Annotated in this window: 29 protein-coding genes; 9 read left to right on the top strand and 20 right to left on the bottom strand. The window is 75.1% G+C overall.

Annotation, left to right across the window (positions count from 1 at the left end):
* Together WCD74_RS21485 and WCD74_RS21480 are read right to left on the bottom strand one after the other, a co-directional pair.
* The gene (locus WCD74_RS21485; protein ID WP_337696921.1) at positions 1-1,170 is read right to left on the bottom strand and encodes a glutathionylspermidine synthase family protein; all 1,170 of its coding nucleotides are present in this window, start codon (positions 1,168-1,170) and stop codon (positions 1-3) included.
* 12 nt (positions 1,171-1,182) lie between these two features.
* Positions 1,183-1,986: a hypothetical protein gene (locus tag WCD74_RS21480; RefSeq protein ID WP_337696920.1), complete on the bottom strand. Its 804-nt coding sequence runs from the start codon at positions 1,984-1,986 to the stop codon at positions 1,183-1,185.
* 184 nt (positions 1,987-2,170) lie between these two features.
* Here WCD74_RS21480 and WCD74_RS21475 point away from each other — a divergent pair, with 184 nt between their 5' ends.
* Genes WCD74_RS21475 through WCD74_RS21465 form a run of 3 tightly spaced genes read left to right on the top strand, consistent with a single transcriptional unit; the run spans position 2,171 to position 3,905 of the window.
* The gene (locus tag WCD74_RS21475) at positions 2,171-3,298 is read left to right on the top strand and encodes a septum formation family protein (protein WP_337696919.1); all 1,128 of its coding nucleotides are present in this window, start codon (positions 2,171-2,173) and stop codon (positions 3,296-3,298) included.
* Positions 3,295-3,642: a metallopeptidase family protein gene (locus WCD74_RS21470; protein ID WP_337696990.1), complete on the top strand. Its 348-nt coding sequence runs from the start codon at positions 3,295-3,297 to the stop codon at positions 3,640-3,642. Before WCD74_RS21475 ends, WCD74_RS21470 begins: the two co-directional genes overlap by 4 nt.
* 23 nt (positions 3,643-3,665) lie before the next feature.
* Complete coding sequence (locus WCD74_RS21465) at positions 3,666-3,905, top strand: eS19 family ribosomal protein (RefSeq protein ID WP_337696918.1); 240 nt, start codon at positions 3,666-3,668, stop codon at positions 3,903-3,905.
* Positions 3,906-4,073: 168 nt separating this feature from the next.
* Here the strand turns inward: WCD74_RS21465 and WCD74_RS21460 are convergent, their stop codons facing one another.
* The 3 genes from WCD74_RS21460 to WCD74_RS21450 are packed head-to-tail and all read right to left on the bottom strand — an operon-like array spanning position 4,074 to position 6,612.
* Positions 4,074-4,730 carry a histidine phosphatase family protein gene (locus WCD74_RS21460; protein ID WP_337696917.1) on the bottom strand — a complete coding sequence of 219 codons (657 nt, stop codon included), beginning with the start codon at positions 4,728-4,730 and terminating at the stop codon, positions 4,074-4,076.
* Between the two features lie 2 nt (positions 4,731-4,732).
* Positions 4,733-5,692, bottom strand: coding sequence for a prephenate dehydratase (gene pheA / locus WCD74_RS21455; protein WP_337696916.1), 960 nt, complete (start codon positions 5,690-5,692; stop codon positions 4,733-4,735).
* Positions 5,692-6,612 carry a hypothetical protein gene (locus WCD74_RS21450; protein WP_337696915.1) on the bottom strand — a complete coding sequence of 307 codons (921 nt, stop codon included), beginning with the start codon at positions 6,610-6,612 and terminating at the stop codon, positions 5,692-5,694. The genes pheA and WCD74_RS21450 overlap by 1 nt, the downstream gene beginning before the upstream one ends.
* Positions 6,613-6,731: 119 nt before the next feature.
* Between WCD74_RS21450 and WCD74_RS21445 the strand changes: the two genes are divergently transcribed.
* Positions 6,732-7,550: a DUF2470 domain-containing protein gene (locus WCD74_RS21445; protein WP_337696914.1), complete on the top strand. Its 819-nt coding sequence runs from the start codon at positions 6,732-6,734 to the stop codon at positions 7,548-7,550.
* On the opposite strand, the gene WCD74_RS21440 is transcribed toward WCD74_RS21445, so the two are convergent.
* On the bottom strand, positions 7,522-7,854 hold the full coding sequence (locus WCD74_RS21440; RefSeq protein ID WP_337696913.1) for a DUF3817 domain-containing protein: 333 nt from the start codon (positions 7,852-7,854) through the stop codon (positions 7,522-7,524). The genes WCD74_RS21445 and WCD74_RS21440 overlap by 29 nt on opposite strands.
* Positions 7,851-8,303 carry a hypothetical protein gene (locus tag WCD74_RS21435; protein WP_337696912.1) on the bottom strand — a complete coding sequence of 151 codons (453 nt, stop codon included), beginning with the start codon at positions 8,301-8,303 and terminating at the stop codon, positions 7,851-7,853. The genes WCD74_RS21440 and WCD74_RS21435 overlap by 4 nt, the downstream gene beginning before the upstream one ends.
* Positions 8,304-8,349: 46 nt before the next feature.
* Here WCD74_RS21435 and WCD74_RS21430 point away from each other — a divergent pair, with 46 nt between their 5' ends.
* The 3 genes from WCD74_RS21430 to WCD74_RS21420 all read left to right on the top strand — a co-directional run bounded on the left by WCD74_RS21430 (position 8,350) and on the right by WCD74_RS21420 (position 11,499).
* Positions 8,350-9,159, top strand: coding sequence for a CPBP family intramembrane glutamic endopeptidase (locus WCD74_RS21430; protein ID WP_337696911.1), 810 nt, complete (start codon positions 8,350-8,352; stop codon positions 9,157-9,159).
* 11 nt (positions 9,160-9,170) lie between these two features.
* The gene (locus WCD74_RS21425; protein WP_337696910.1) at positions 9,171-10,352 is read left to right on the top strand and encodes an arginine deiminase; all 1,182 of its coding nucleotides are present in this window, start codon (positions 9,171-9,173) and stop codon (positions 10,350-10,352) included.
* Positions 10,353-10,560: 208 nt separating this feature from the next.
* Complete coding sequence (locus WCD74_RS21420; RefSeq protein WP_337696909.1) at positions 10,561-11,499, top strand: Rieske (2Fe-2S) protein; 939 nt, start codon at positions 10,561-10,563, stop codon at positions 11,497-11,499.
* Between the two features lie 59 nt (positions 11,500-11,558).
* On the opposite strand, the gene WCD74_RS21415 is transcribed toward WCD74_RS21420, so the two are convergent.
* Positions 11,559-12,296 carry a class I SAM-dependent methyltransferase gene (locus WCD74_RS21415; RefSeq protein ID WP_337696908.1) on the bottom strand — a complete coding sequence of 246 codons (738 nt, stop codon included), beginning with the start codon at positions 12,294-12,296 and terminating at the stop codon, positions 11,559-11,561.
* Positions 12,297-12,491: 195 nt separating this feature from the next.
* On the opposite strand from WCD74_RS21415, the gene WCD74_RS21410 reads away from it, so the two are divergent.
* Positions 12,492-13,844, top strand: coding sequence for a ferric reductase-like transmembrane domain-containing protein (locus WCD74_RS21410; RefSeq protein ID WP_337696907.1), 1,353 nt, complete (start codon positions 12,492-12,494; stop codon positions 13,842-13,844).
* Positions 13,845-13,864: 20 nt separating this feature from the next.
* A complete protein-coding gene (locus tag WCD74_RS21405; RefSeq protein WP_337696906.1) occupies positions 13,865-14,416 on the top strand; it encodes a ferritin in 552 nt (183 codons plus the stop codon).
* On the opposite strand, the gene WCD74_RS21400 is transcribed toward WCD74_RS21405, so the two are convergent.
* From WCD74_RS21400 to WCD74_RS21345, 12 genes are all read right to left on the bottom strand, one after another.
* Entirely contained in the window at positions 14,413-15,402 is a 990-nt protein-coding gene (locus WCD74_RS21400) for a DUF4328 domain-containing protein (RefSeq protein ID WP_337696905.1), read from the bottom strand. The genes WCD74_RS21405 and WCD74_RS21400 overlap by 4 nt on opposite strands.
* 4 nt (positions 15,403-15,406) lie before the next feature.
* Positions 15,407-15,727 carry a rhodanese-like domain-containing protein gene (locus WCD74_RS21395; protein ID WP_337696904.1) on the bottom strand — a complete coding sequence of 107 codons (321 nt, stop codon included), beginning with the start codon at positions 15,725-15,727 and terminating at the stop codon, positions 15,407-15,409.
* A gap of 77 nt (positions 15,728-15,804) precedes the next feature.
* Positions 15,805-17,430: a monocarboxylic acid transporter gene (locus WCD74_RS21390; RefSeq protein ID WP_337696903.1), complete on the bottom strand. Its 1,626-nt coding sequence runs from the start codon at positions 17,428-17,430 to the stop codon at positions 15,805-15,807.
* A complete protein-coding gene (locus WCD74_RS21385; protein ID WP_337696902.1) occupies positions 17,427-17,783 on the bottom strand; it encodes a DUF485 domain-containing protein in 357 nt (118 codons plus the stop codon). The genes WCD74_RS21390 and WCD74_RS21385 overlap by 4 nt, the downstream gene beginning before the upstream one ends.
* A gap of 154 nt (positions 17,784-17,937) precedes the next feature.
* A complete protein-coding gene (locus WCD74_RS21380) occupies positions 17,938-19,656 on the bottom strand; it encodes a sodium/solute symporter (RefSeq protein ID WP_337696901.1) in 1,719 nt (572 codons plus the stop codon).
* A 7-nt stretch (positions 19,657-19,663) separates the two neighbouring features.
* Complete coding sequence (locus WCD74_RS21375) at positions 19,664-20,641, bottom strand: hypothetical protein (RefSeq protein ID WP_337696900.1); 978 nt, start codon at positions 20,639-20,641, stop codon at positions 19,664-19,666.
* On the bottom strand, positions 20,638-21,498 hold the full coding sequence (locus tag WCD74_RS21370) for a LytR/AlgR family response regulator transcription factor (protein WP_337696899.1): 861 nt from the start codon (positions 21,496-21,498) through the stop codon (positions 20,638-20,640). Before WCD74_RS21370 ends, WCD74_RS21375 begins: the two co-directional genes overlap by 4 nt.
* A 115-nt stretch (positions 21,499-21,613) precedes the next feature.
* Positions 21,614-21,970, bottom strand: coding sequence for a hypothetical protein (locus WCD74_RS21365; protein WP_337696898.1), 357 nt, complete (start codon positions 21,968-21,970; stop codon positions 21,614-21,616).
* Positions 21,967-22,707, bottom strand: a complete 741-nt coding sequence (locus WCD74_RS21360; RefSeq protein ID WP_337696897.1) for an ESX secretion-associated protein EspG — start codon at positions 22,705-22,707, stop codon at positions 21,967-21,969. Before WCD74_RS21360 ends, WCD74_RS21365 begins: the two co-directional genes overlap by 4 nt.
* Entirely contained in the window at positions 22,704-23,972 is a 1,269-nt protein-coding gene (locus WCD74_RS21355) for a WXG100 family type VII secretion target (protein WP_337696896.1), read from the bottom strand. Before WCD74_RS21355 ends, WCD74_RS21360 begins: the two co-directional genes overlap by 4 nt.
* 66 nt (positions 23,973-24,038) lie before the next feature.
* A complete protein-coding gene (locus WCD74_RS21350; protein ID WP_337696895.1) occupies positions 24,039-24,959 on the bottom strand; it encodes a S49 family peptidase in 921 nt (306 codons plus the stop codon).
* A gap of 23 nt (positions 24,960-24,982) precedes the next feature.
* Positions 24,983-26,188: a histidine kinase gene (locus tag WCD74_RS21345; protein ID WP_337696894.1), complete on the bottom strand. Its 1,206-nt coding sequence runs from the start codon at positions 26,186-26,188 to the stop codon at positions 24,983-24,985.
* Positions 26,189-26,255 lie beyond the last annotated feature (67 nt).

Below are 26,255 nucleotides of genomic sequence, written 5' to 3'. Positions count from 1 at the left end.
TCAGTCCGGGATGCGGTGCGGCACGAAGGCCGCGCCGTTGTCCGTCACCAACCCGGTCGACTCCCGGATGCCCATCCCGGCGGCCTCGTCGCCGACGATCCACGCCCCGAGCACCGGCCGGTAGCCGTCGAACTCGGGCAGCGGGTCGAAGAGCTGGTAGACGAAGCCCTCCTCGCCGTACACCCCGCCGGTCTCGACGACGGGCTCCCCCGCCCCGGCGACGATCTGCACGTTCGCGCCCTCGCGGCCCAGCAGCGGCTTGCGGACGTACTCGGTGAGCATCCCGGGCTCGCCCAGCGACGCCGGGAGCAGGTTCGGGTGGCCCGGGTACATCTCCCACAGGACCGCCAGCAGCGCCTTGTTCGACAGCAGCGTCTTCCACAGGGGCTCGACCCACTGCGTCTCGGGGAGGCTGCGGGCGACGTGCTTGCCGAAGTCGTCGCCCAGGATCCACTCCCAGGGGTACAGCTTGCAGACACAGCTCATCGGCGCCTCCTCGAGGTCGACGAACCGGTCCAGCGCGGAGTCCCACCCGATCTGCTCGATCGCGAGCCCGACGGTGTCCAGCCCGGCCTCGGCGGCGGTCTCCTGCAGGTAGGCCGTGGTGACGTGGTCCTCACCGGTCGTCTCGGCCTGCGACCAGCAGAAGTGCACCTCGCCGCGCGGGAGGTCCGCGGCGATCGTCGACCACTGCGCGACGAGCTTCTCGTGCAGCGAGTTCCACTGGTCCTGGTCGCCGAAGACGTCCTTGAGCCAGTACCACTGGCAGATCGACGCCTCGAGCAGGGACGTGGGGGTGTCCGCGTTGTACTCCAGCAGCTTCGCCGGGCCGGACCCGTCGTAGCGCAGGTCGAAGCGGCCGTAGAGGTGCGGGTCGTGCCGCTTCCACGACGCCGCGACCTGCTCCCAGCACCACTCCGGCAGCGCGAAGTCGCGGAAGCGCTCCGTGGTGACGACGTGGTCGACCGCCTCCAGGCACATCGAGTGCAGGAGCTCGACGTCGGCCTCGAGGGACAGGATCTCGGCCATGTCGAACACGTAGTGCACGGACTCGTCCCAGTAGGGACGCGTGCCGTTCGCGCTCGTGGTGGCGGGGGTGCCGAAGACGAGGCCCTGCTCCTCGATCTTCTGCCGCCAGTCCGGACGGGGGGTGGAGCGTTCGCGTCGCACGGGGAGAGCTTGTCAGCTGCCCGAGCTGGAGCTGCCGCCGGAGGAGCTGCCCGACGAGCCGCGGCTGCCCGACCCGCTGGTCCCCGACGACGTGCCCCCCACGCCCAGCCCGCCGCGGCTGACGGTGCCGCTGCTGCCGTTGGAGGTCCCGACGCTGGAGCCGGAGGAGCCGCGCAGGGCCGTCCCGCTCGCCGGCGGGTTCGTGGTGCCGCCGGTGACCCGGCTGCCGACCGGCGCGTTCGAGCCGTAGTTGTAGTGGTACTGGTTGCCGAACCCGCCGAGGAAGATCGGGACGAAGGCGCCGCCGGAGTTGTAGTAGCCGCCCTGCTGGACGCCGGTGGAGCACTGACTGTCGTCGACGACCACGCCGTTCTGGTCCACGCACTGCGCGGTGGTCTCGTCGTCGTCGCCGCCGGACGAGGCGGCGTAGGCGATCGCGACGACCGCGACGATGCCGACCGCCACGCCGCCGCCGATCAGCACGCGCTTGCGGATCTTCGACTTGCGCTGCTCCGCGGCGGCGGCCGCCTCCTCCTGGGCCCGGCGGCGCCGCTCGGCCTCCCGGCGGGCGCGCTGCTCGGCGACCGTGGGCTCGCGGGGCGTCGTGGTCTCCGGGTCCTGGTAGCGGATCCCGCCCCGGCGCTTCTCGACGTCCTTCGTGTCGCCGTGCACGGTGGGGTCGTCCGCCGGGCTCTCGCCCTGGGTCCACTCGGGCGCGGTGCGCCCGGTGGTCTCCCCGGTCGGGTCCGACGCGGGCGTCCCCGACGGGGGGGTCGGCGCCTCGTCCCCCGACCGGCCCCGGTCGTCACTACTCATGCCGCGTCGCTCCGCTCGCCGCCGTACTCACCGGTCCATCACACCATCGGGCCCGTCGTCCCCCCGTCAAGGCGACGAGTCGGGCACGCGGCATGATGACACCACCATGCTCGTACGGGAACGTCCGTCCTCCGGGCGAGGGGACGACAGCGAAGACACGACCGCCGGCCGCGGACGGCGCCTCATGGCGCGCCGGGGCGTCGTCGGGGTGCTCGTGGGTGCGCTCATCATGCTCCTCGCGGCCTCGGCGCTCGCCGCCACCGGCTCGAACCTCGGGTTCCTGGGCCTGGCCTCGGACGAGCGGGGCCCGACCGAGGTGCTCGGCGGGTCGAGCACCGGCCCGGCCGACGACGCCTCCGAGCTCCCCACCACGCCCGGGACCTGCCTGAACTGGACGACCGCCGACGGCTCCGACGTCTCCGGGGTCCCGTGCGAGCAGAGCCACCTGTTCGAGACGGCGGGCCCGGTGCAGGCCGCGCTCCCGGAGGGCGCGCCGTTCCCGGCCGACGCCGCGTGGCAGCAGCTGGTGGCCGACCAGTGCGCGCCGCTGGCCCAGAGCTACCTCGGCAAGCCGCTCGACCCGACCGGCCGCTACAAGGTCGGCGCGCTCAAGCCCACCCAGTCGGCGTGGGAGGACGGCGACCGCACGGTGCGCTGCGGACTGCAGGCCCCCGGCCGCTCCGGTGCGCTGTTCGCGTCCACCGGGAAGGTCGCGGACGCCGACCAGGCCGTCGTGTTCGCCCCCGGCACCTGCCTCGGCCTGAGCGGCAAGGAGGTGTCCGACCCCGTGTCGTCGTGCGCCCGGACGCACGCCGCCGAGGTCGCGGGGACGGTGGACCTCGGATCGAAGTTCCCGAACGCCCTGCCCTCGGTCGACGACCAGGACAACTTCCTGCAGCCGGAGTGCACGAAGGTGGCGCAGGCGGCGGTCGGCGAGCAGAAGCTGGCCGACTCGAAGCTGACCGTCTACTGGACGAACGTCAACCAGGCCTCGTGGGACGCGGGCACCCGGCGGGTCAGCTGCAACATGGGCTCCCTGCTCGCGGACAACTCCGGTTTCGCCCCGCTCACCGGCTCGGTGGCCGACGGCGTGACGATCGGCGGCGACGCGCCCGCCTCGGCCGACCCGCTGCCCCCGGCCGGTGCCCCCGCCGCGGCCGAGCCGTCGACGCCGGCCGCCGTGCCGAGCAGCGACCCGGCCGCTCCCGCCGCCCCGGTGGTCCCGACCCAGCAGCCCGGGCTCCAGCTGCCGCCGCTCCTGCCTGGTCTCGGCCCCCAGCAGACGCCGCAGCCCGGGGTCCCGATCAACTGATCGACGTCGACCCCGAGCGCTTCGAGGAGCTGGTCTCCGAGGCCCTCGACGAGCTCCCGGGGGAGCTCCTGCGCGCGATGGACAACGTCGTCGTGCTCGTCGAGGCCCGGCACCCGGACGAACCGGAGCTGCTCGGCCTCTACGAGGGCGTCGCGCTGACCGAGCGGACCAGCGACTACGGCGGCGTCCTGCCCGACCGGATCACCCTGTACCGCGACGCCCTCGTCGAACTGTGTGCCGACGAGGACGAGCTGCGCGAGGAGGTCGCGATCACCGTCGTCCACGAGATCGCCCACCACTTCGGCATCGACGAGGAGACCTTGCACCGCCTCGGGTGGGGGTAGGGCGGCCCGGGTTACCGTGGGTCATGGCCGACCTGATCGCGGGATTCCTCGCCGCCGTGGCCGATGCCGGTGACCGGGTGATCCCGGAGTCCGCCCTGGAGGGCGGCGTCGCGGAGGACCAGCAACCACAGTTCGACGCGTTCCTCGCCCAGCTCGAGGCGGCCGGGCTCATCACCGACGTCAGCCCGGACGCGGCCGGGCGCCGGTTCATCCACGTCGCCGTGACCCCCGAGGGACAGCGCTACATCGACCAGCACGGCTGACGCGCGCCGGCGAGTGCTCCACCACGCAGCTCCGCGGGCCGCGGAACCTGCACCACGTAGCACTCGCCGACCAGCGCGCCCACGAGACGCCCACCAGCGCTGGCGAGTGCTGCACCACGCATGTTCGCGGGCCGCGGAACCTGCGCCACGGAGCACTCGGCGGGTGGCTCAGCCCCCGGTCGCGTCCCGGGTCGAGGCGAGCCCGCCCGGGGCCTCGCGGCGCCACGCCTGCAGGGTCCACCCGCCGTCGGGACCGGCCTCGAACTCCAGGCGGCCGCAGTTGTCGAGGTGGTCGTCGCCGTCGGGGCGCACGGCGCTCGGCCCGGCGAGGGCGTGCCCCACCAGGCGCAGCACCGCGCCGTGACTGACCAGCACCGTGGTGCCCCCGGCGTGGCGGTCGGCGAGCTCGGCGACGGCGGGCAGGTAGCGGTCGAGGACGTCGCGACCGGACTCCCCGCCGGGCATGCGGGCGTCGAGGTCGCCGTCGCGCCACCCGTCGTAGACGGCGCGGAAGACACCGACCGCGTCCTCGTCGGAACGGCCCTCGAGGTCGCCGACCTGCACCTCGTGCACGCCCTCGACCGTGCCCGCGTCGAGCCCGAGCACGGAGCCGACGATGCCCGCGGTCTCCTGCGCCCGGCGGGCCCGCGACCCGTACAGGTGCGTGACCGCGGCCTCGGCGGCGAGCTCCTTGCCCAGCGCCTCGGCCTGCTGGCGGCCGAGGTCGGTGAGGCCGGGTCCCGGCAGCACGGTGTCGAGGACGTGCGCGACGTTGGCGGGCGTCTGTCCGTGGCGGGCGAGCACCAGGCGGGTCACGGTCTCCACGTCTACCGCACCCCCGGGTCCGGGGCCGCTCGCAGTGCGCGGAGCCACGCCGCAGCGTCGTCGTAGTCCGCCGCCGACTGCCCCGGGACCGGGGGCGCGACCGGGGGCGACGGCGCGGTGGACCCGTCCGGCACGGTGGCGCGCGGGTAGGAGCCGAGGAAGCGCAGGTCGGTGCAGCGACGGTGCAGGGCCGCCAGCGCCTCCCCCATCGCCGCCTCGGCGACGTGGCCCGCGCCGTCCAGGAAGAACCAGTACGTGCCGAGCCGGGCCTTCGAGGGACGGGACTCGATCCGGGTGAGGTCCACGCCGCGGATCGCGAACTCCGTGAGGATCGCCAGCAGGGCACCGGGCTCGTTGACGGTGGTGGCGGCGATCGACGTCCGGTCCGCGCCGGTCGGGGCGGGCAGCCCGCTGCCCGCCCGCGCGACGAGCACGAAGCGCGTCACCGCGTCGCCGGTGTCGTGCACGCCGTCGGCGAGGACGTCCAGGCCGTAGTAGCGGGCCGCGACCGGCGCGCACACCGCCGCGTCCACCTGGCCGTCCGCGACGGCGGCCGCGGCCGCGGCCGTCGACGGCGTCATGCGCACCTCGGCCCCGGGCAGGTGCGCCGCCAGCCACCGGCGGGTCTGGGCCTCGCCGTGCGGGTGGGACGCGACCGTGCGGACGTCCGCGATCGCCGTGCCGGGACGCACCAGCACCCCGAACCGCACCGGCAGCAGGATCTCGCGCACGACGACGACGGGCGGGGACTCGACCAGCCCGTCCATGGTCGCGGGCACCGCGCCCTCGACGGAGCTCTCGATCGGCACGCACGCCAGGTCGGCCTCGCCGGCACGCAGCGCGTCGAGCGCGGCCGTGGTGCTCGCCGCCGGCTCCGGCGCCGCATCCGGCAGGTCGTCGATCACCGACCGGAGCGCCTGCTCGCAGAAGGTCCCGTGCGGACCGAGGAAGGCGATGCGCACTAGACGAGACCCAGGCGCGCCATCTCGGCGCCCTGGTCGGCCGGCGCGGTGGAGCCCAGCGAGGACAGGTGCGCCCGCACCCGGCCGGCGGTCGCCTCGTCCACCCCGGCCACCTCGCGGGAGAGGGCGGCCGTGTCGGCGGTGTCGAGCGCGTCGCGGACCGCCTCGACCAGCTCGTCGCCCGCCTCGTCGCCCTCCGGCGGCGCGGCCCGCAGCGCGCGGGTCACGGCGACGAGCAGGTTGAGCCACCCGTGGTGGTCGAACCCGGTGCCGGGGTCCACGTGGCGCACCGCGGACTGCAGCCCGATGCTCGCGGTGAACGACCGGCCCGCCGCGGCCACGACGGCCAGGAACCGCGACACGTCGGTGACCCCGGGGAACGCCCCCGCACGGTCTCCGCCGCAGCGCAGCTTCGGCCGGCACCCGTGGTCGACGACGCGCTGCACGCCCTCGATCCAGTCCTGCGAGCCGTCGGCGTCCGGGCGGCGCGGCTCCACGACGGCCACGACCTCGTCGGGCACGAACTCGGTGACCCGCTCGAGCCAGACGGAGTCGACGTCGTGCGGGGCGGGCATCTCGACGGTGCCGGTGGTCAGCAGCGCCGCGCGCGACGACGTCAGCGACAGCGCCTTCGGGACACCCCCGAGGCCGGTGTCCACCGACAGCGCCACCGGGACGGGCGCGGCCGGTCGCCGCTTCACCAGCTCGCCGACGAACTCCTGCAACCGCGAGACCGGGACGACCAGGGCTCCGAGCAGTCCGCCGTACTCCCCGGCGCGGGCCTCGAGGTGCGCCCCGACCACGTCGGCCATCTCGCGGCGCGGACCCGGCGAGACGAGCACCGCGTCGTCGAGGATGCGCGCGAGCAGCGTGGGCACACCGTCGACCGGTGCCCCACCGGCCTGGGGGACGGTGGACACGAGAGGCACGGTAGCGGGCGTACGGCCGGGGTCGGTCCACCGGGCGCCGAGGCTTGCCCGACAGCCCATGTCTTCGGTTAGGCTCACCTAAGTCGCCCCGCCGTCAGAGGAGCCCGCCCGTGGCCAGGAGCTGCCCGCACCAGCCGCCCGTCCCGAGTCCGGCCGAGCGTGCCCGGGCCACGGCGACCCGTGCCGGCACGGCCGCGCTGATCACCGGTCCGTTGCCGGGGAGCGGGGAGGACCGCGACGACCAGGTGCTCCGGGTGGCCCCGACGCTGCACCACGTGCCGGCCTCGGGGGCGGCGACCCTGCAGGTGCCCGCCAACCACCCGGTGGTCACCGCCACCCGGGCCGCGGAGTACCTGCCGGTGATGCTGGAACTGACCGACTCCACGCCGGTCCCGGTGCGGCAGCCGGTCCGCGGGCTGGTCTGGGTCTGCGGACGGGTGCGGGTGCTGCCCGCCCGGGTCGCCCGCCGGGCCGCGCTGCGGATCGCGGCCGACCACCCCGACGAGCGGCTGCTCGACGTCGGGCACACGGACGTCCTGCTGCGCCTGGACCCGGGGTCGGTGGTCCTGTCCGACGCGGAGGGCACCGGCACCTTCACCCCCGCCGAGGTCGCGGCGGCGGCCGCCGACCCGTTCGTCGACCAGGGCGACGCCTGGGTGGCCCACCTGGCCTCCGCGCACTCCTCGCTGGTGGCGGGCCTGACCCGCCACCTCCCGGTCGCCCTGCGCCGCCCCGAGCACACCGTGGTGCCGCTGGGTGTGGACCGGCTCGGGCTGCGGCTGCGGGTGGAGACCGCGCACGGCGACCACGACGTGCGGCTGGGCTTCTCCCGACCGGTTGCCTGCGCGCGGACGCTCGGTGCCGAGGTGCGCCGGCTCGCGGGCCTGACCGACCCCGAGGTCAGCCCCCGGCGCGCAGCGGAGCGGTGACCTTCCGCTCGGCGACGAAGGACACGAACGGGATCGTGCCGGCGAGCGCGACCAGGAGCAGCCGGCCCACCGGCCAGCGCGCCTTCACGCCGAGGTCAGCGGTCAGCGCCAGGTAGGCCATGTACAGGAAGCCGTGCACCGGGCCGACGATCGCCACCAGCAGCGGCTGGTCCGCGAAGTACTTCAGCGGCATCGCGACCAGCACGAGCACCAGCAGGCCGACGCCGACCACGTAGGCGCCCACCTGGTACCGGCGCATGGCGGCGACGACCTTGTCGGTGAGGGCATCGGTCGGTGCGGTCACGGGCTCGGCTCCCTGGGCTCGTCGTCACGGTCGCGGCGGTTCAGATCGGCGAGCATGGCGTTGTAGTCGTCGGTGGCCCGGACCCGCGCGGGCCGCCCCTGACCCGCGCCGGGCTCGACACCGGCCGGGCGCGGCGTGAACGGGCCGAGGTCGGCGGGGTCGGGCGGCGACCACGGGGCCGGCACCGGCTCGTCGTCGGGAAGGGTCCCGTCCTGGATCTCGCCCAGGATCCGGGCCTCCGAGCGCAGCATCCGCCACCACAGGGCCGCGAAGAACACCCCGAACAGCGGCCACTGCAGGGCGTACCCGGCGTTGAGCAGCGTGCCGGTGTCCGACTCGGCGCGGATCAGCTGCCACCAGGCCATCCCGCCGCACACCACGACCGCGCAGATCGCGAGCAGCGTCCACCCGACCCACCGGGGGGTGGCGAGCACGCGGAGGACCTGCACACCTCCCAGGCTACCGAGACCTCCGGGCGCCTAGGGTGACCGACCGATGAGCACCCTGCGCGCGTGGCTGGTGCCGCCGCAGCCGGAGGTCGAGCCCGTCACGGGGCGCGAGCGCCGGCTCGTCGTCACCGAGATCCTCGTCGTCGCCACGGTGACGCTGGGCCTGTCCGGGCTGCGCTCGCTGATCTCGCTGCTGGACTCGCTCGCGGCGCCGACCCCGCTGGCGCAGCGCCAGGTCACGATCGACCGCCCGCTGGCGACCGACGCGTGGGTGGACCTCGCGGCGCAGCTCGCCTCGTCCCTGCAGCTCGTCGCGTGGGGCGGGCTGGGGCTGTACCTGCTGCTGCGCGCAGGGTCGGGGCCCCGCGCGGTCGGGCTCGACGGGCGACGACCGTGGCGCGACCTGCGGGCGGCGTGCGGGCTCGCGGCCCTGATCGGCATCCCGGGGCTGGCGTTCTACCTCGTCACCCGCGCGATCGGGATCAACCTCACGGTCGTCCCGTCCGTGCTCGACGACCACTGGTGGCGCGTGCCCGCCCTGCTCGTCTCCGCGTTCGCCAACTCGTGGGCCGAGGAGGTCCTGGTCGTCGGCTGGCTGCTCTCCGCGCTCCGCCGGCTGGGCCTCACCGAGAACCGGTCGCTGCTGGTGGCGGCCGTGCTGCGCGGCTCGTACCACCTCTACCAGGGCTTCGGGGGCGGGATCGGCAACCTCGTCATGGGCCTGGTGTTCGGCCGGTACTGGCAGCGCACCGGCCGGCTGTGGCCGCTGGTGTGGGCCCACACGCTGATCGACGTGGTCGCGTTCGTGGGCTCGGCGCTGCTGGCGGGCCGGGTGTCGTTCCTGCCCTCGTCCTAGGGTCTGCGGGTGTGACCCCGCGCGTGGACTCCGAGGTCGGCCCGCTGCGGACGGTGGTGCTGCACCGGCCCGGCCCGGAGCTGCAGCGGCTCACGCCGCGCAACGCCGACCGCCTGCTCTTCGACGGCATCCCCTGGGTGGAGCGCGCCCAGCTCGAGCACGACCGCTTCGCCGACACACTGCGCGCCCACGGGGTCGAGGTGCTGCTGCTCGCCGACCTGCTCACCGACGCTCTTCATGACGACGGGTCGCGGGACTCCGGCATCGCGGCCGCGGTCGACGAGCGGGTGCTCGGCCGGGAGCTCGGGGCGGCCGTGCGGGACCAGATGGCGGCGCTGGCCCCGCCCGACCTGGCGACCGCACTGATCGGCGGGCTGACCTTCCGCGAGCTCGGCGACGGCGGGCACTCCCTCGTCCGGCGCATGCACGGCCCGGACGAGTTCGCCGTCGACCCGCTGCCCAACCTGATGTTCACCCGCGACTCCTCGATGCGGGTCGGCGACCGCGTGGTCGCCGCCGTGATGGGCATGCCGGCCCGGCGGCGGGAGGCCTCGCTGGTCGCGCTGGCGCACGCCGGGCGCCCCGCGCTCGGCGGGGTCACGCACACCGCGCCGCGGGACACCTCGCCGGTGGAGGGCGGCGACGTCCTGCTGCTCGCGCCCGGAGTGCTGGCCATCGGGGTCGGCGAGCGCACCAGCCCGGCGGGGGCCGAGTCGTTCGCCCGGGCGATGTTCGCCGACGGGCTCGCGCACACCGTGCTGGCGGTCCCCATCACGCAGCGCCGGGCGACGATGCACCTGGACACGGTCGCGACGATGGTCGACGTCGACGCGATGGTGGTGTTCCCCGAGGTCCTGGACGCGCTGGAGGCCTGGACCATCACGCCGGGCCTACACATCGCGGGCCCCGAGCCGTTCCGGCCGGCCGCGGCCCGGGCGATGGGCATCGACGAGTTGCGGGCCGTCGACACCGGGCCGGCCGGGGTCGCTGCGGAGCGCGAGCAGTGGGACGACGGGAACAACACCCTCGCGCTCGCGCCGGGGCTCGTCGTCGCCTACGAGCGCAACACCACGACCAACGGCCGGCTGCGCGACGCCGGGATCGAGGTCGTCACGATCGAGGGGTTCGAGCTGGGCTCCGGCCGCGGCGGCCCCCGGTGCCTGTCGTGCCCGTGGGCGCGGGTCACCACCTGATCGTGGGCCGGGGCGAGCGGAGCGACGGGGAGAGGACCGCGCGTGCCCTCGTTCGTCGCAGCCAGACGTGCGTCCGGCCACAGAGCGCGCCGCCCCACTGCACCGACACCGTGGCCGTCCTAGCGTCCGTCCCGTGCTGGACAAGCGCCCGGTCGGACCAACCTCGGCGAACCCCCTCCGACGCCTGTCCGGGGAACGCTGGGAGGCCATGGCGCCCACGTGGCGCGACGCGAAGCCCGGGATCATCCACGCCGCGCTCGAGCGCGCGCAGGCCCGGCCGTCGGGCAACTGGTACGTCGTGGGCGCCTCCCGGGACGTCAGGGTCGGCTCCCCCGTCGGCACGACGGTGGCCGGGGTCGAGCTGGTCGTCTGGCGGGCCCCCGACGGCGGGCTGCACGCCGGGCCGGGCGCGTGCCCGCACCTCGGGGCGGACCTGTCGACCGCGACGCAGTCCGGCTGCGAGCTGATCTGCCGCTGGCACGGCCTCGCGCTCGGCCCGACCGGGCGGGCCGGCTGGCGCACCCTGCCCGCGCACGACGACGGCGTCCTCACCTGGGTCCGGCTCGACGCGGTCGGCGGGGAGGAGCCCACGGACGCCCCGATCCTGCCGGTGCGCCCGCCGCACACCGAGAGCCTCGTCGCGGTGGCGACGACGACCGGCACCTGCGAGCCCGACGACGTCATCGCGAACCGCCTCGACCCGTGGCACGGCGCGTGGTTCCACCCGCACTCGTTCGCCGACCTGCGCGTCGACTCCGCCCCCGGGCGCACCGCGACGGACGCCGAGGACCACTTCGACCTGCACGTGGCGTTCCGCGTGACGAAGCACTACGGCATCCCGGTCGAGGCGCGCTTCACCTGCCCCGACCCGCGCACGATCGTCATGCACATCACCCGCGGCGAGGGCGCGGGCAGCGTCGTCGAGACCCACGCGACCCCGCTCGCGCCGCACCCCGACGGGCGGGCCCGCACCCTGGTCACCGAGGCCGTCGTCGCCCACTCCGAGCGGCCGGGCTTCGTGCACGCCCGTAAGGTGCAGCGCCTCGTCCGGCCGCTCATGGAGTTCGCGGCGAAGCGGCTGTGGGTCGACGACATCGAGTACGCGGAGCGCACGTACGAGGTGCGGCGGCGTCGGGCGCGCCCCTGACGTCAGCGGTGGCACACGGTGCACACCGGGTGTCAGCCGTGGGCCACGGCTGACATCCCTCAGACCGCCCGGCGGCCCAGCACGGTGTGCACGATCCCGCGCTGCCAGCCGTCGACCGGCTCGACCCGCACGTCGTCGAACCCGGCGTCGCGGAACCGCGCGGTCAGCCGCGAGATCCCGTCGAAGTGCAGCACCGAGCGCCAGAGGTAGCGGTAGAGCGACGCGTCGCCGGTGACCCGCCACCCCAGCGGGATGATGATCGTCCAGCACACCGCGGTCCAGATCGCGCGCGACCGGGCGAAGTCGGCCACCGAGTACTCGTGTGCCGCCAGCGGGGCGCCGGGCGCGAGCAGGGCGTGGAGGTCCTTCACCCCGGCCGTGACGTCGGGCAGGTTGCGCAGCAGGTAGGCGGCCAGGATGCCGTCGAACGGGCCGTCGACGCCGTGCGCCGCGAGCTCCTCGGCCCGCGAGTGCACGAACCGCACCGTGCTCGGCCACGCCTTCGCGCGGGCCTGCGCGAGCATCTCCGCCGACGCGTCGGCGGCGACGATCTCGGCCGCCGGGTACGTGTCGAGCAGCGCGCGCGTCGACAGCCCGGTGCCGCACCCGACGTCGAGCAGCCGCAGCCCCCGCCCGTCGTCGGGAAGCGCGAGGCGCTGCGCGGAGAGCCGGAGGTGCTCGACGTAGCCCGGGTTGGACCCGACGAGCCGGTCGTAGGACGTGGCGTCCTGGTCGAACGCCGTCGGCACCTCGGCGGCCTCACGCGCGCGGTCGAACCTGCGGGGTCGGGGGGTCACGACCGGTCATCCTGCCGTGCCCCCGCCCACCGGGCAGTCCGGGCGGTCCGGGCACGCGAACCTGAGAGCCGTACCGACGAACGGCGCAGCAGCCCGGCCCGTCACCGCCCGATCCCGGTCGATCACCGCGACCCGCGCCACGCGGCTCTCAGACTCGCCGGTCGCGGCCGGGTCACGGCCCTAGCTTCCCCGTCCGTGCGCCGACGGATGACGACGATCGCCTGGGCCGGGATCCTCCTGACGATGGCCGTGGTGCCGTTCGTGCTGTCGGCCTGGCGCGGCCACTCCACCGCGATCGGCACGATGGCCTCGGTCGGGCTCGGCGTGCTGGGGCTGGGCGCGCTCGTCGTGGTCGTCCTCGTGCCCAGTCGCATCCGCACCCTGACCCGCGCGTTCGGGGTGGACCGGGTCATGGGCCTGCACCGGTGGCTCGGGATGCTCGCGCTGGTGGCCGTGGTGGCGCACGCCGCGGTCGCGCTGTGGAACCACCCCGCGCTCGCGAATCCGGTCACCGCCCGGGACACCGCGAAGGTCGGCTGGGGCGCCCTGGTCGCGCTGCTCGCCGTGGGCGGGGTCGCCTACGCCGGCCGCCGACCGGGGGCCCGCTACGAGGTCTGGGCCCGGCTGCACGTCGGGCTGGCCGCGGCCGGGCTGGTGCTCGCCGCCCTGCACGTCCTCTGGCTGGACCACCTGGTCGCCGACCCGGTGATGCGGGCGTGCTTCGTGGTCCTCGCGGGCGCGCTGCTCGCGGTGCTGTCCCACCGCTGGGTATGGCGGCCGCTCTTCTCCCGGCAGGGCGCCTACGTCGTCTACGGCGTGCGCCGCGAGGGCCCGAGCGTCGCGACCCTCGTGCTCGCCCCGGTCCACCTGCGCCGGGGCGGGCTGAGCTTCGCACCCGGCCAGTTCGTGTGGCTGCGGCTGCGCCGGGCGGTGGTCGGCACCGAGGAGCACCCCTTCACCATCGCCTCCAGCGCGAACGTCACCGGCCGTCTCGAGCTCACGGTGCGCGACGCCGGCGACTTCTCCCACCGCGTCGCCGCGCTGCGCCAGGGCGACAAGGTCTGGCTCGACGGCCCGCACGGCTCGTTCACCGCGGAGGAGCACGGCGGGCGGGCCGGGCTGGTGCTCGTCGCCGGCGGCGTCGGGATCACGCCGATGATGAGCATGCTGCGCACGCTCGCCGAGCGCGGCGACGGCCGGCGCCACCGCCTCGTGCTCGCCGAGCGCGGCACCGAGCCGCTGTTCGCCGACGAGCTCGCGGTGCTGAGCCGGCGGCTCGACCTGGAGATCACCCGCACGGCGGGCCGGCGCATCGACCTCGCGTTCCTCGCCGAGGTGCTGCCGCCCGCCCCGGAGCGGCGTCACCTCGACTACTTCGTGTGCGGCCCGGCCTCCCTCGCCACGGGCACGCTCGCCGCCCTCGAGCAGCTCGACGTGCCCGCGAACCGGGTGCACTGCGAGCAGTTCGGCTGGACCGGCCCGATGCCCGCCACGGCACGCACCCGGCCCGGTGTGCGCCGCGCCGGCAGGCATACCTCCGTGCGGTGAGGGCGACCTACACTGCGGGCGTGTCCGACCCGAGCTTCCACGAACTCCTGCGCACCCAGATCCGCCACGAGTTCACCGCGTCGCAGCAGTACACCGCGGTCGCGGTCTACTGCGACGACGAGGACCTCCCGCAGCTCGCGGCGCACTTCTACGCCCAGGCGCTCGAGGAGCGCAACCACGCGATGGGCATGGTGCAGTACCTGCTCGACAACGACGTGCGCGTCGTCATCCCGGGGATCGACGAGGTCCGCAACGACTTCAAGTCGATCGAGGACGTCGTCGAGCTGGTCCTGGACCAGGAGCGCCGGGTGACCGACCAGATCACCGTCCTCGCCCGCACCGCCCGCGACCAGGGCGACTACCTCGGCGAGCAGTTCATGCAGTGGTACCTCAAGGAGCAGGTCGAGGAGGTCGCCTCCATGACCACCCTGCTGCGCATCGTCCGCCGCGCGGGCGACAACCTCTTCCACGTCGAGGACTTCGTCGCCCGGGAGATGCCCGCGGACGCCGGCACCGACCCGACCGCCCCGCCCTCGGCGGGCGGCATCGCCACCCTCGGCGGCGGAGCCTAGCCCGCCACCGGGGTCGAGCTCCGCTGCGCTCCGTCTCCCGCCACCGTGGTCGAGCTCCGCTGCGCTCCGTCTCCCGCCACCACGTAGCTCCGCCCCGACTCCCGCAGCACCGGCGCGACGAGTTCGGTGAGGTGCGCGGTGACCCGGATCGTCGTCCACGCCACGAGCACCGCGGCCACGTCGGTCCAGAAGTGCAGGACGACGCCGTCGGCCAGCGCCTGGGTGCTGTCCCAGAAGCCCTGCACGACCGTGACCAGGCCCAGCAGCACCCCGACCACCCACGAGCCCCACCACACGAGCACCGGCCGGGAGGGCTGCGGGCGGGCGGCCGGGTCGTGGCCGGCGACGGCGTGCTCGATCTCGGCGAGGGTCGCGCCGGGCACGGTCAGCGTGAAGGGCGGCAGCACGCAGCCCACCAGCAGCAGGCGCGTGGAGCGCCACGGGCGGGTCCCGGAGGCGTCGGCCGCGAGGGCCCGGGCCGTGACCAGCCACCGCAGGAACACCACGCCCGTGGCGAGCGCCGCCGCGGGCGCGAGCCACCCGAAGATCCCGACGATCGCGTCCGACCAGCCCAGCAGGGGGCCCGGCAGCGCCCGGTCACGGCTGAGCAGCAGCAGGACGTAGCGGAACACCTCGCCGAGGGCCGCGACGCCGCACAGCAGGGCGGTCGTGACGGCGAGGCGGCGCAGCAGGCCGGCCTCCGCGCGCAGCGCGCCCTCCGGCTCGCGCGCCTCGCGCACGGCGAGCGGCCCGTCCGGGCTGCCCGGCTCGGGGCGCGCCGCCCACGGCCACAGGCTCCATCGGGGGACGCCCCGGTAGCGGGGCGGACCGGGGTACGGCCGGCGGCGGGCCACCGGGGTGCGCGGGCGCGCCGCGTCCGGCGTCGTCGCCACCCAGCGCACGCCACCGAGCACCCGGCCGCAGTGCACGCAGAACCGCCCGGAGGCTCCCGGCGGCTGCTCCCGGCCGCACCGCGGACAGGTCACGGCGTCAGACCACCTGCGCCGGGCCGGGGCCGTCGGCGACCACCGGACGCCCGGCCGCCTCCCACGCGAGCATCCCGCCGGTGACGTTGACCGCCTCCCGGCCCTGGCCGCGCAGGTACGCGGTGACCTGAGCGGACCGGCCGCCGACCCGGCACACCACCGCCAGCGGGCCCTCGGGCACCTGGTCCAGCCGCTCGAGGAACGCCGACATCGGGACGTGCACCGCGTCCGGGGCGTGGCCGGCCGCCCACTCGTCGTCCTCGCGGACGTCGAGCAGCGTCGAGTCCGCGGGCACGTCGGTCACGGTCACGGCCGGCACGGTCATGGCTCCATTGTGCGCTACGCGCCCGTGAGTACTTGCGGCGGCGATGGCCGCCACAAGTACTCACGAGGCGAAGCCACCTAGTGCACCGCCGCCGTGTTCGACGAGCCCGCCCCGGTCATCGAGCGGACCTCCATCTCGGCGGCCTTGCGCTCGTGCTCGGCCTGCTCCTCCGGCGTGCCCCGGTTCGCGCCGACGTAGGTGCCGACGACGCCGAGCAGGAACGACAGCGGGATCGAGATGATGCCCGGGTTGGACAGCGGGAACACCGCGTCGGTCGCCGACCCGAACACCACCGGCGAGAGCAGGATCAGCACGACGCAGATCACGAGCCCGCCGTAGGTCGAGAACAGCGCGCCCATCGTGTTGAACTTCTTCCAGAACAGCGAGAACAGCAGCGTCGGGAGGTTCGCCGACGCGGCCACCGCGAAGGCCAGGGCCACCAGGAACGCGACGTTCTGGCCGTTCGCCAGGATGCCGCCGATGACGGCCACCACCCCGACGACGAGGGCGGTGATCCGCGCGACCCGCACCTCGGACCCGGGTTCGGGCTTGCCCTCCTTGAGCACGGACGCGTACACGTCGTGCGCGAACGACGCCGCGGACGTGATCGTCAGGCCGGCGACCACCGCGAGGATCGTCGCGAACGCGATCGCGGAGACCACCCCGAGCAGGATCGTGCCGCCGAGCTCGAACGCGAGCAGCGGGGCGGCGTCGTTGACGTTGCGCGCCGAGAGCAGGTTCGACGGCACCAGCGCCGCGGCGCCGTACCCGATCACCAGGGTGAACAGGTAGAAGATGCCGATGATCCAGATCGCCCAGTTCACCGAACGGCGGGCCTCCTTGGCCGTGGGCACGGTGTAGAAGCGCATCAGCACGTGCGGGAGGCCCGCGGTGCCGAGCACCAGGGCGACGGCCAGCGACAGGAAGTCGATCCGGCTGGTCACCGTCTTGCCGTACTGGTTGCCGGCGTTGAGGAGGTTCGTCGGCGACCCCTCGGTGGCCGCACCGAGCAGCGCGGAGAGGTTGAAGCCGTACAGGCCCAGCACCCACACCGTCATCACCGCGGCGCCGATGACCAGCAGCGTCGCCTTGATGATCTGCACCCACGTGGTGCCGCGCATGCCGCCGTAGAGGACGTAGACGATCATGACGAGGCCGACCAGCGCGATGACGATCGACTGCCCGTCGAACACCCCCGGGGCGTTCGGGATGCCGAGCAGCAGCGAGATCAGGCCGCCGGCCCCCGCCATCTGCGCGAGCAGGTAGAAGAACGACACGACGAGCGTCGAGACCGCCGCGGCCGCCCGCACCGGGCGCTGCTTCATCCGGAAGGCGAGGACGTCGCCGAGGGTGAAGCGCCCGACGTTGCGGAGCAGTTCGGCGACCAGCAGCAGCGCGGTCAGCCACGCGACGAGGAAGCCGATGGAGTAGAGGAAGCCGTCGTAGCCGTTGACCGCGATCGCGCCCGCGATGCCGAGGAACGAGGCGGCGGACAGGTAGTCGCCGGAGATCGCGACACCGTTCTGCGGGCCGGTGAAGGAACTGCCGGCCGCGTAGTAGTCGGAGGCCGTCGTCGCCGACCGGCTGACCCGGTAGACGATGAACAGGGTGACGACGACGAACGCCAGGAAGATGCCGATGTTGATGTAGGGGTTGCCGAGCTGCGCGGCACCCCCGCCCTGGGCGAGCAGGCCGGTCGTCACAGCTTCTCCTCCACCTTCGCGCGCAGCGCCTCGGCCTGCGGGTCGATGTTCTTGTCCGCGAACTTCGCGTACGCCACCGCGATGACGAACGTGGAGACGAACTGCAGGAGCCCGAGCAGGAGGCCCACGGTGAAGTTGGTCCCGCCGAGCCGGGTGTTGACCACGTCCGGGGCGAAGTCGGCCAGGAGGACGTACACCAGGAACCAGGCGAGGAACAGGCCGCTCATCAGGAAGATGTAGCGGCGCCACCGGTTCCGGAGCGCCTTGAACTCCGGGCTCCGCTGCATCTCTTCGTAGGGGGTGGGAGCTCCGAGCGGGTCCGACCCTCTCGAGCTCTCCTCGGTCGCACTCATGCGCTTCACCCTTCGGGGGTCGGTCCGCCGCGATGCCGGATTTCCAACGGCCGAACCCTAGTTGTCGTCACCCGTGTGCCAATGGTCCTTTCGAGTGGCGGAAGAACTCACGACCGATTCACACGCGGTGACGCACGTGGGTGACGGGGTCGGATCAGCGCCCGACGCGCATCTCGCCGAGGCCGAGCCGCTCCGGCGCGTGCAGGCGCAGCAGCGTCCGCCCGACCTGGCCGGGGACGCGGGAGGCGGTCGCGCGGCTGACCGCCACCATGACGATCACCGCGGCCGGCACGGACACGGCGGCGGGCTGGGCCAGCAGGATGCCCAGGACGCCGTCGGCGCGGACCCCGCACAGCGTGGTCACCGCCGCCCCGAGCGAGAGCGTGCCGCCGACCGCGATCCCGGCCAGCGCCCCGCGGTCGGTCAGACCGCGCCACCAGATGCCGAGGAGCAGCAGCGGGGCGAAGGTCGACGCCGCCACGGCCAGGGCGAGCGCCGTCGAGTGGGCGAACTCGAGGCGCGTGAACAGCAGCGCCCCGACGATCGGGACGACGCCGGCGACGTGCGCGGCGATGCGGAAGTCGCCGAGCCGGCCGGGCAGGACGTCGCTGGAGAGCACGCCCGCCACCGAGAGCAGCAGGCCGGCCGACACCGACAGCAGCGTGGCCGCCACGCCGGCCGCGACCACCCCGCCCAGCGCCGCACCGGCCCAGCCGCCCAGGGTGAGCGATGGCAGGAGCAGGACGACGGCGTCGCCCTCCCCGGTGGTCAGCAGCTGCGGGACCACGGACCGGGACAGCGCGCCCAGCACGATCGGCACGATGCTGAACGCGCCCAGCAGCGCGATGACCAGCACGGTGGAGCGCCGGGCCGTCCGACCGTCGGGGTTGGTGTAGTAGCGGACGAGCACGTGCGGCAGACCCGCGGTGCCGAGGCAGGTCGCCAGCAGCAGCGAGTACACCCAGAGCGGGTCCCGCTGCCCGTCCCCGAACGGCGTGTCCCAGGCGGAGTCGTCGGTGACGGCCGCACCCACCACCGGCACCCGCGACCCCGCCGGGAACTCGAGGGTGGTGTCGCGCGCGACCTCCTGCGTGCCGGGTTGCCAGGTGACGGTGGCCGCCCGCTCGCCGGGCGCGCGCACCTCGACCGTCACCGGGGCGTCCACCCGCAGCTCGACCGGGTCGCTCACCCGGACGGTCGTCGGCCGGTCGAACACGGTGGGCCCGCCGCGGTCGGGCGCGGCGACCAGGCCGGCCCCGAGGAACCAGGCGACGAGCACCACCGCGGGCACCACCAGGGCGACGGCCTTGAGCCAGAACCCGAAGGCCTGCACCAGGGTCATCGACCGCATGCCGCCGAAGGTCACCGCCGCGGTGACGACCAGCCCGACCGCGAGGATCCCGACCCACCCGGGCGCGCCGGTGACCACGGTGACGATCAGCCCGGACGCCTGCAGCTGCGGCACCAGGTAGAGCCAGCCGATGATCACGACGACGACGGTGGTCAGGGCCCGCAGGGTGGTGGAGTCGAGCCGGGTCTCGGCGAAGTCGGGCACCGTGTAGGCCCCGGAGCGGCGCAGCGGGGCGGCCACGAACAGCAGGAGGACGCCGAAGCCGGCGACGAAGCCGACCGGGTACCAGAGCCCGTCCACGCCGTGGGAGAGCACGATCCCGGCGATCCCCAGGAACGACGCGACCGACAGCGACTGCCCCGCGATCGCGGCGGCGTTGGCGCGGCTGCGCACGGTGCGGGAGGCCGCGAGGAAGTCGTCGGTGGAGCGGGTGACGCGCACGCCCAGCGAGCCGATGGCGATCACCGCGACGGCGGCGAGCCCGAACAGCACGAGGGCGACGACGGAGTCCGTCCCGGTCACGGCGGGGTCAGTCCTCGACGTCGTCGGCGAAGTCGAGCTCGTTGCGCTCCGCGGTCCGGGTGTAGAGCCACCCCAGGACGATGAGGAACGGGAACGCGAGCACGCCCAGCAGGATCCAGGGCAGGGAGACGCCGAACAGCTCCGTCGCGCCCACGGCGGGCATCGTCAGGAACACGATCGGCAGGACGCCCAGGACGATCACGCCGACGACCGCGAGACGGACGGCGAGCATCAGCTGGGACCGCATGAGGTTGGACAGCAGCAGCTCACCGGTGGCGGTCTGCTGCTCGATCTCGGCCACGGTGCCCACGGCGCGGGTCGGCGAGCGGCGCTCGGCCAGCACGATGCGCTGCCGGGTGGGCGGCGGGGCGGCCGGGTCGTGGTCGGCCGCGCTGTCTGCCGACTGCCAGCCGTAGATCGGCCGCTTGTCCTCCGAGGCCGCCGGTTCGGACGCCAGGACCGCGGACGCGGGGAACGTGGAGGCCAGCGGCAGGCCGCGCACCGGGGTGGGGTCGATCTCGGCGTCCGGCGGTGCGGCGGGGGTGGGCGGGCCGGCGGGCGGCCGGGCGGGCTCGCGCACCACGGTGAGGGCCGGGGCGCCGTCCGCCGGCCCGGCCGGCTCGTCGGCGTCGGCCTCGTCGTGCTCGACCTCGCCGGCGGCGTCGGCGGGCGCCGCGTGCCGCGGACGGTAGTCCGGCGGCGGGGTGTGACCGGTGCTCTCGGCGTCCGGGCGGGCGTGGCGACCGACCCGGCGGGCGACACCGGGCGGGACCGGTCCGGGCGAGGGACGACCCGACGACCCGGACGCCCGCGCGCGGACCCGCGCGATCGCGGGGCCGTCGTCGGGCGGGGAGTCGGACATGGAGCCGGACGGGGAGTCGGGTGGCGTGGGGGGGTCGGCGTCGGCGCCGGTGTCGGGACCCGGCGGGTCGGCCGGGCCGGGGTGCTCGCCCCCGGCCCGGGGCCGCCCGTCGGTGGTGGTCACCGCCGGCCCCACGCCTGTTTCGTCGAACGGACGAGACGGTCCTTCAGCTCACGGGTGTGCCGGCGGCTCACGGGCAGCTCGGCGATCTCGCCCGGCTGGTTGCCGTTGCCCAGCCGCACCACGTACCCCGAGCCCGCCAGGCGCAGCTCCGTGATCAGCGGCAGCGCGACCAGGTACGACCGGTGGATCCGCACGAACCCGGCGTCGGACCACCGCTCCTCGAGCACCGACAGCGGGATGCGGACCAGGTGGCTGCCCTCGGTGGTGTGCAGGCGGGCGTAGTCGCCCTGGGCCTCCACCCAGCGCACGGTCGAGCGCTGCACGAGCTTCGTCGTGCCCGCGAGCTCGACCGGGATCACCTCGTCGTCGCCCTCCTCCTCGACGGCGGGCTCCACCGGGACGGTGGTGCCGCGCGAGGCGAGGATGCGGGTGAGCGAGGCGTAGAGCCGCTCCGGGCGCAGCGGCTTGAGCAGGTAGTCCACCGCCCCGACGTCGAAGGCCTCGACGGCGCGGTCGTCGTGCGCGGTGACGAACACGACGGACGGCGGGATGACGTAGCGGGAGAGGACCTGCGCCAGCTCCAGGCCGTCGAGCCCCGGCATGCGGATGTCGAGGAACAGCACGTCGACGTCGGACTGCTTCGCCGAGGCCGAGATCCCCGACGGCGGCGTGCCGAACCCGCCGATGTTCACCTGGTCGCCGCCGGTGAGGATGCGCAGCGCCGAGATGGAGTCGTTCGCCTTCAGCACGGTGGAGACGCGCTGGTCCTGCTCCAGGAGGTACGCGAGCTCCATGAGAGCGGGTTCCTCGTCGTCGACCGCGAGGACGACGAGGCCGTCGTTGTCGTTGGTAGTCACTGTCGCGCCATCCTGCCCAAGGGTCGGTCCCGCGTCCACGATAGGGACCCTGCCGAAGTCACCGTGCCCGGGTGGGTGCTGCCACGCGCGGCGCTACCGGACCTGACGTACTGCGTCACCCGATCGGATCACCCTGATCGGGATCCAGGGCGTCCGCGATCGAGCGGTCCGACTCCTGCCACGCCGCCGTGCCCTCCACCACCGCGCGGCGGACGGCGTCCAGCTGGCGCGACAGGTCGTCGGCGGCGGGCACGGTGTCGGTGACCAGGAGCTCCCGGTACCAGGCCGCCATCTCGGCGTTCTCCTGCCCGGTGCCGGTGGCCAGCGGGTCCTCCGCGAGCCGCCGCAGGGCCTCCCGGGCCTCGGCGACGGTGCGCTCCAGGTCGTCCACCCGCCCCGCGAAGCGCTCGGCGGCGGCCGGGTCGAGCGCCGCGAAGCCCCGCTCGTCCGCGGGTCCTGCGGGTCCGCTCATCCCGTCCTCCTCCCCGGCTCCAGCAGGGCCTCGACCTCGGCCCGCGTCCCGGGGGACGCGGCGTCGTCCGGGACGAGGTGCGGCGACCCACCGGTCGCCCGACCCCGCCCCGGATCGTGCCGCAGTCGGTAGCGGCCGCGGGGCGAGTCGAGCCATCTGATCCGTGCATCCGCACGGTCGCCGGCCGAACTTACCCCGTCCGGAGCAACGCCGAGCTGGGTCCACGCCACGGCGTCACGCAGGACCGCCTCCACGGCGAGCCGGTCCCGTTCCCGACGGCGGGTCTCGACGGCCGCCGCCTCCGGCGGCACCGCGAGCGCCGGTCCGGGAGCGGGCGGGAGCCGCGGGAGCACCGCGAGCGCCGCGGCCACGACCTCCGCGGACGCGAGGGTCCGGACGTGCACCGGCGCGCCGGCGTGGTCGGACGAGCGGAGCAGCGCGGCGCCGCCGGGCCCGTCGAGGGCGACCGCGGCGGCCGGGTCGGCCGCGCTGCGGCGCACCACGTCGACCTGGCGCACCGCCTCGCGCACCGCGGTCCCGACCGCGAGCAACACGGCGGCGGGCTCCGCCGCGAGCAGGCCGCGGCCGCGGAGGGCGTCCTCGGTGCGGGCCCGCGCGAGCACGGTCTCGTCGGCGGTGTCGGCCGGCCACGCGACCGGGGCGAGCGGGTACGGCCACTCCGCGCCCCCGCACTGCTCGAGCACCCACAGCAGCTCGTGGCGGCTCAGCGCGATCACGGGTCCTCCCCGAGGACGGGCGGGGCGACCCGGCGGCCGCCGGGGACGCCCCAGCCGGCCGGGTCGGGGTCGACGAGGTACGCCCCGCGCCCGCGCGGCGCCTCCGGCGGCGGGGTCACCGGGTCCGGTCCGCCGCCGTCCGCGTGATCACCGAGCACTCCCGGCGATCCGGGCGGACCCGGGACCGCCGAGGGTGCTCGCTGGTCGGGGCCCGGCTCCCGTCGCGCCGGGACGCTTCCGCCCGCCCCGCGCCGGACCGGCCCGCGGAGCCCCGGCGCCCCCGGCACCCCGGCGACCGCTCCGCCGCCCGACGCCGGCCCCGCGCCACCCGCCCCGCCGGCGGCACCCGGACCGGAGACACCCGGACCGGAGGCACCCGGACCGGGTGACGCCGCCGCGCCGGCCGCCGTCGTGGGTGCCGCCGCCCCGCCGCCCGTGCCACCCGCGGTACCTGCTGCCACCGGACCGCCCACCGGACCGCGTGCCGGGATGCCGCCCGCCCCCGGCGACGCCGGCCCGACCGGGCGGACCACCGTCCCCGGCACCGCAGCGCCCGGGCCCGCCGCACCGGCCGGCCGGGCGGCGGGGGGCGGCCCCGCCGTCCCCGCGGCCTGCTGCAGCACCCCCGTGGCGGCCCCCCGGGACCCCGGGGCGACCGTCGCGCGCGAGGCCCCGCCACCCCGGACCGAGCCACCCGCGCCACCCGGGCCCGCCGCCGCGGGCGGTCCGGCGCCCACCGGGTCGACGGCGCGCGCGGCCTGCGCGGTCTCGCCGAGGTAGGTCCGGTACGCCTCGCGGGCCGCGGCCTGGTCGGCGGCCGCCGCCCGGAACCCGCCGTAGCCGTCCGCGGGCCGACCCGTGACCAGGGCCCGGAGCTCGTCGAGTACCGGCGTCACGCCCAGCGCGGGCAGCGCGGGCGGCCGGGGCGGACCGACCGCGGCCTGGACCCGCACCAGCGCGGCGCGCATCCCGTCGATGCCCCGCGCCTGCCCGCCGACGGTCCCGGCGAGCTGCTCCAGGCGCTGCGCGAGCGCCCTGGTCCGGCCGCCCGCGGCGTCGGCGTCCCGGCCCTGCCAGGTCTCGCCGACGCCCTGCTGGGCCGACCGGAGCCGTTCGGCGGCGGTACGGAGCTCGTCGGCGCGCGCGAGGTGGCGGTCGCGGGCCGCGGCGAGGGCCTCCGGACTCGCGCCGTCCCGGGTCCACCGGTGGATCTGCTCGTGGCTGAGCCCGGACACGTCGCGCCCGTCCCAGCCGACCGAGGGCATGTGACTCCGTCCTGTGAGTAGTGATCCGTCCTCCAGCACGGATTACTACTCACAAGGCGTAGCCACCTACAACCCGAAACGGCTCCACACGGAGCGGTGCTCCAGGTACTCCAGCGCGCCCGCGAGGGCGGTCGCCGGGTCGAGGACGCCGAACCCGGGGACGCCGGAGTGGACGCCGACGCCCAGCCGCGCGAGGAGCGGCTTGCGCGGCTCGACCGCCACCGCCTCGGCGTCCGGGTAGCGCTCCTTCAGCACCTCGCGCGGGGTGCCGATGCCGTCGATCAGCCCGAGCTCGAGGGCCTTCCGCCCGGTCCAGACCTCGCCGGTGAACAGCTCCGTGCCGCCGTCGAGCGACCCGCCGCGCCGCTCGCGGACCCACTCGATGAACATCTCGTGCAGCTCGGTCTGCATGCCGAGCAGCCACTCGACGTCCTCGGGCTTCTCGGGCTGGAACGGGTCGAGCCGGGCCTTGTTCTGCCCGGCGGTGTGCAGCCGCCGCTCGATGCCGAAGCGCTCGATCAGGCCGGTCAGCCCGAAGCCGCCGCTGACCACGCCGATCGACCCGACCAGCGAGGTGGGGCAGGCGAAGATCTCGTCGGCGGCGCAGGCGAGCCAGTAGCCGCCGGAGGCCGCGACGTCCTCGCAGAACGCGATGACGGGCAGCTCGTGCTCCGCCGCGAGGCCGCGGATCCGGTCCGCCACCAGCTGCGACTGCGTCGGGGAGCCCCCCGGGGAGTTGATCACCAGCGCGACCGCCACCGCGTTCTCCGCCTCGAACGCGCGGGTGAGGGCGGACTCGACGGCCTGCAGGTTGATCACCGACCGGGGCACGGGGCCGGAGGCCGAGGCGATCACACCGTTCAGGCGCACCACGGACACGGTGCCGCCGGAGACCTTCGACGCGAGGGCGCCGGGCAGGACCGACGAGACCGCCGGCGGGAGCTTGAGGGCCCCGAGTCGCAGGGCCTGGGTCGGGCGGAGGTCCATACCAGCCAGTCTGCCGTATCTCCTCAGACCCGGACGCCCGCCCGGAACTTCGGCACCCGCAGGCTGATCTTGGTCCCCGCGCCGCGCTCGGTCTCGACGACCAGGCCGTAGTCCGGCCCGAAGGCCGACCGCATGCGGTCGTCGACGTTGCCGAGCCCCACGTGCGCGCCCGACAGGTGCGCGTCGCGGTTGTCCTCGCGCAGGGCCTGCGGGTCCATCCCCACACCGTTGTCCTCGACGGTGATCAGGCACTCGCTCGCGGAGTCCTCGGCGGTCAGCGTCACGGTGCCGCCCTCGACCTTGCCCGCCAGCCCGTGCCGCACCGCGTTCTCCACCAGCGGCTGCAGTGCGAGGAACGGCAGCACCACGGAGAGCACCTCGGGCGCGACCTGCACCTTGACCGCGAGCCGGTTGCCGAACCGGGCCCGCTCGAGCATGAGGTACCGGTCGATGTTCTTGAGCTCCTCGGCGAGCGTCGTGTACTCGCCGGCCTGGCGGAACGAGTACCGGGTGAAGTCGGCGAACTCCATCAGCAGCTCGCGGGCCCGCTCCGGGTCGGTCCGGATGAACGAGGCGACCGTGTTCAGCGCGTTGTAGATGAAGTGCGGTGAGATCTGGGCGCGCAGCGCCCGGACCTCGGCGCGGTTGAGCCGGTCGCGCGAGTCGTCGAGGTCGGCGAGCTCCAGCTGGCTCGACACGTAGCGGGCGACCTCGGCGGTGGCGCGCAGCAGCACCGGCCCCGGCGTCTCCCCGCTGACCGCGGCCAGGGTGCCGACGACGTTCCCGTCCACCTCGAGGGGCACGACGACGATCCCCTTGACCGGGCAGCGGTCGTCCCCGCACTCGATGTCCCGGCGGCTGGCCATCTGCTGCCGCCCGGTCTTCATCACCTTCTCGGCGTAGAACCGCACGTCGAGGTTGTGGTGCTCGGCCTCGCCGTCCCAGGCCAGGGGGACGCAGTCGGCCGCCGTCATGGACAGCGCCTCGGTGTCGAGCAGCGTGCGCAGGTAGGGCACCGCGAACTGCGCCGAGGACTCCGACAGGCCCTCCCGCAGCGCGGGCGCCGCCAGCGACACGGTGTGCAGCGTCGAGAACGTCGCGCGCTCCAGCGGGGACGCGAACGCGTGCCGTTGCCGGACCCGCCGGTAGACCACGACACCCACGATGACCAGCACCACGACCACGCCGAGCACGACGAGGAACGTCGGGGAGGTCAACCAGCCGGGCACACCGGCCATCGTCCGCCAGCCACCCCGTCAGAGCAACGAGGCGCACGTTCCCGACGTCGGGTGATCA

The sequence above is a fragment of the Actinomycetospora aurantiaca genome (assembly GCF_037401875.1).
Taxonomy (GTDB): Bacteria; Actinomycetota; Actinomycetes; order Mycobacteriales; family Pseudonocardiaceae; genus Actinomycetospora; species Actinomycetospora aurantiaca.
This window is presented reverse-complemented; position numbering and strand designations above follow the sequence as displayed.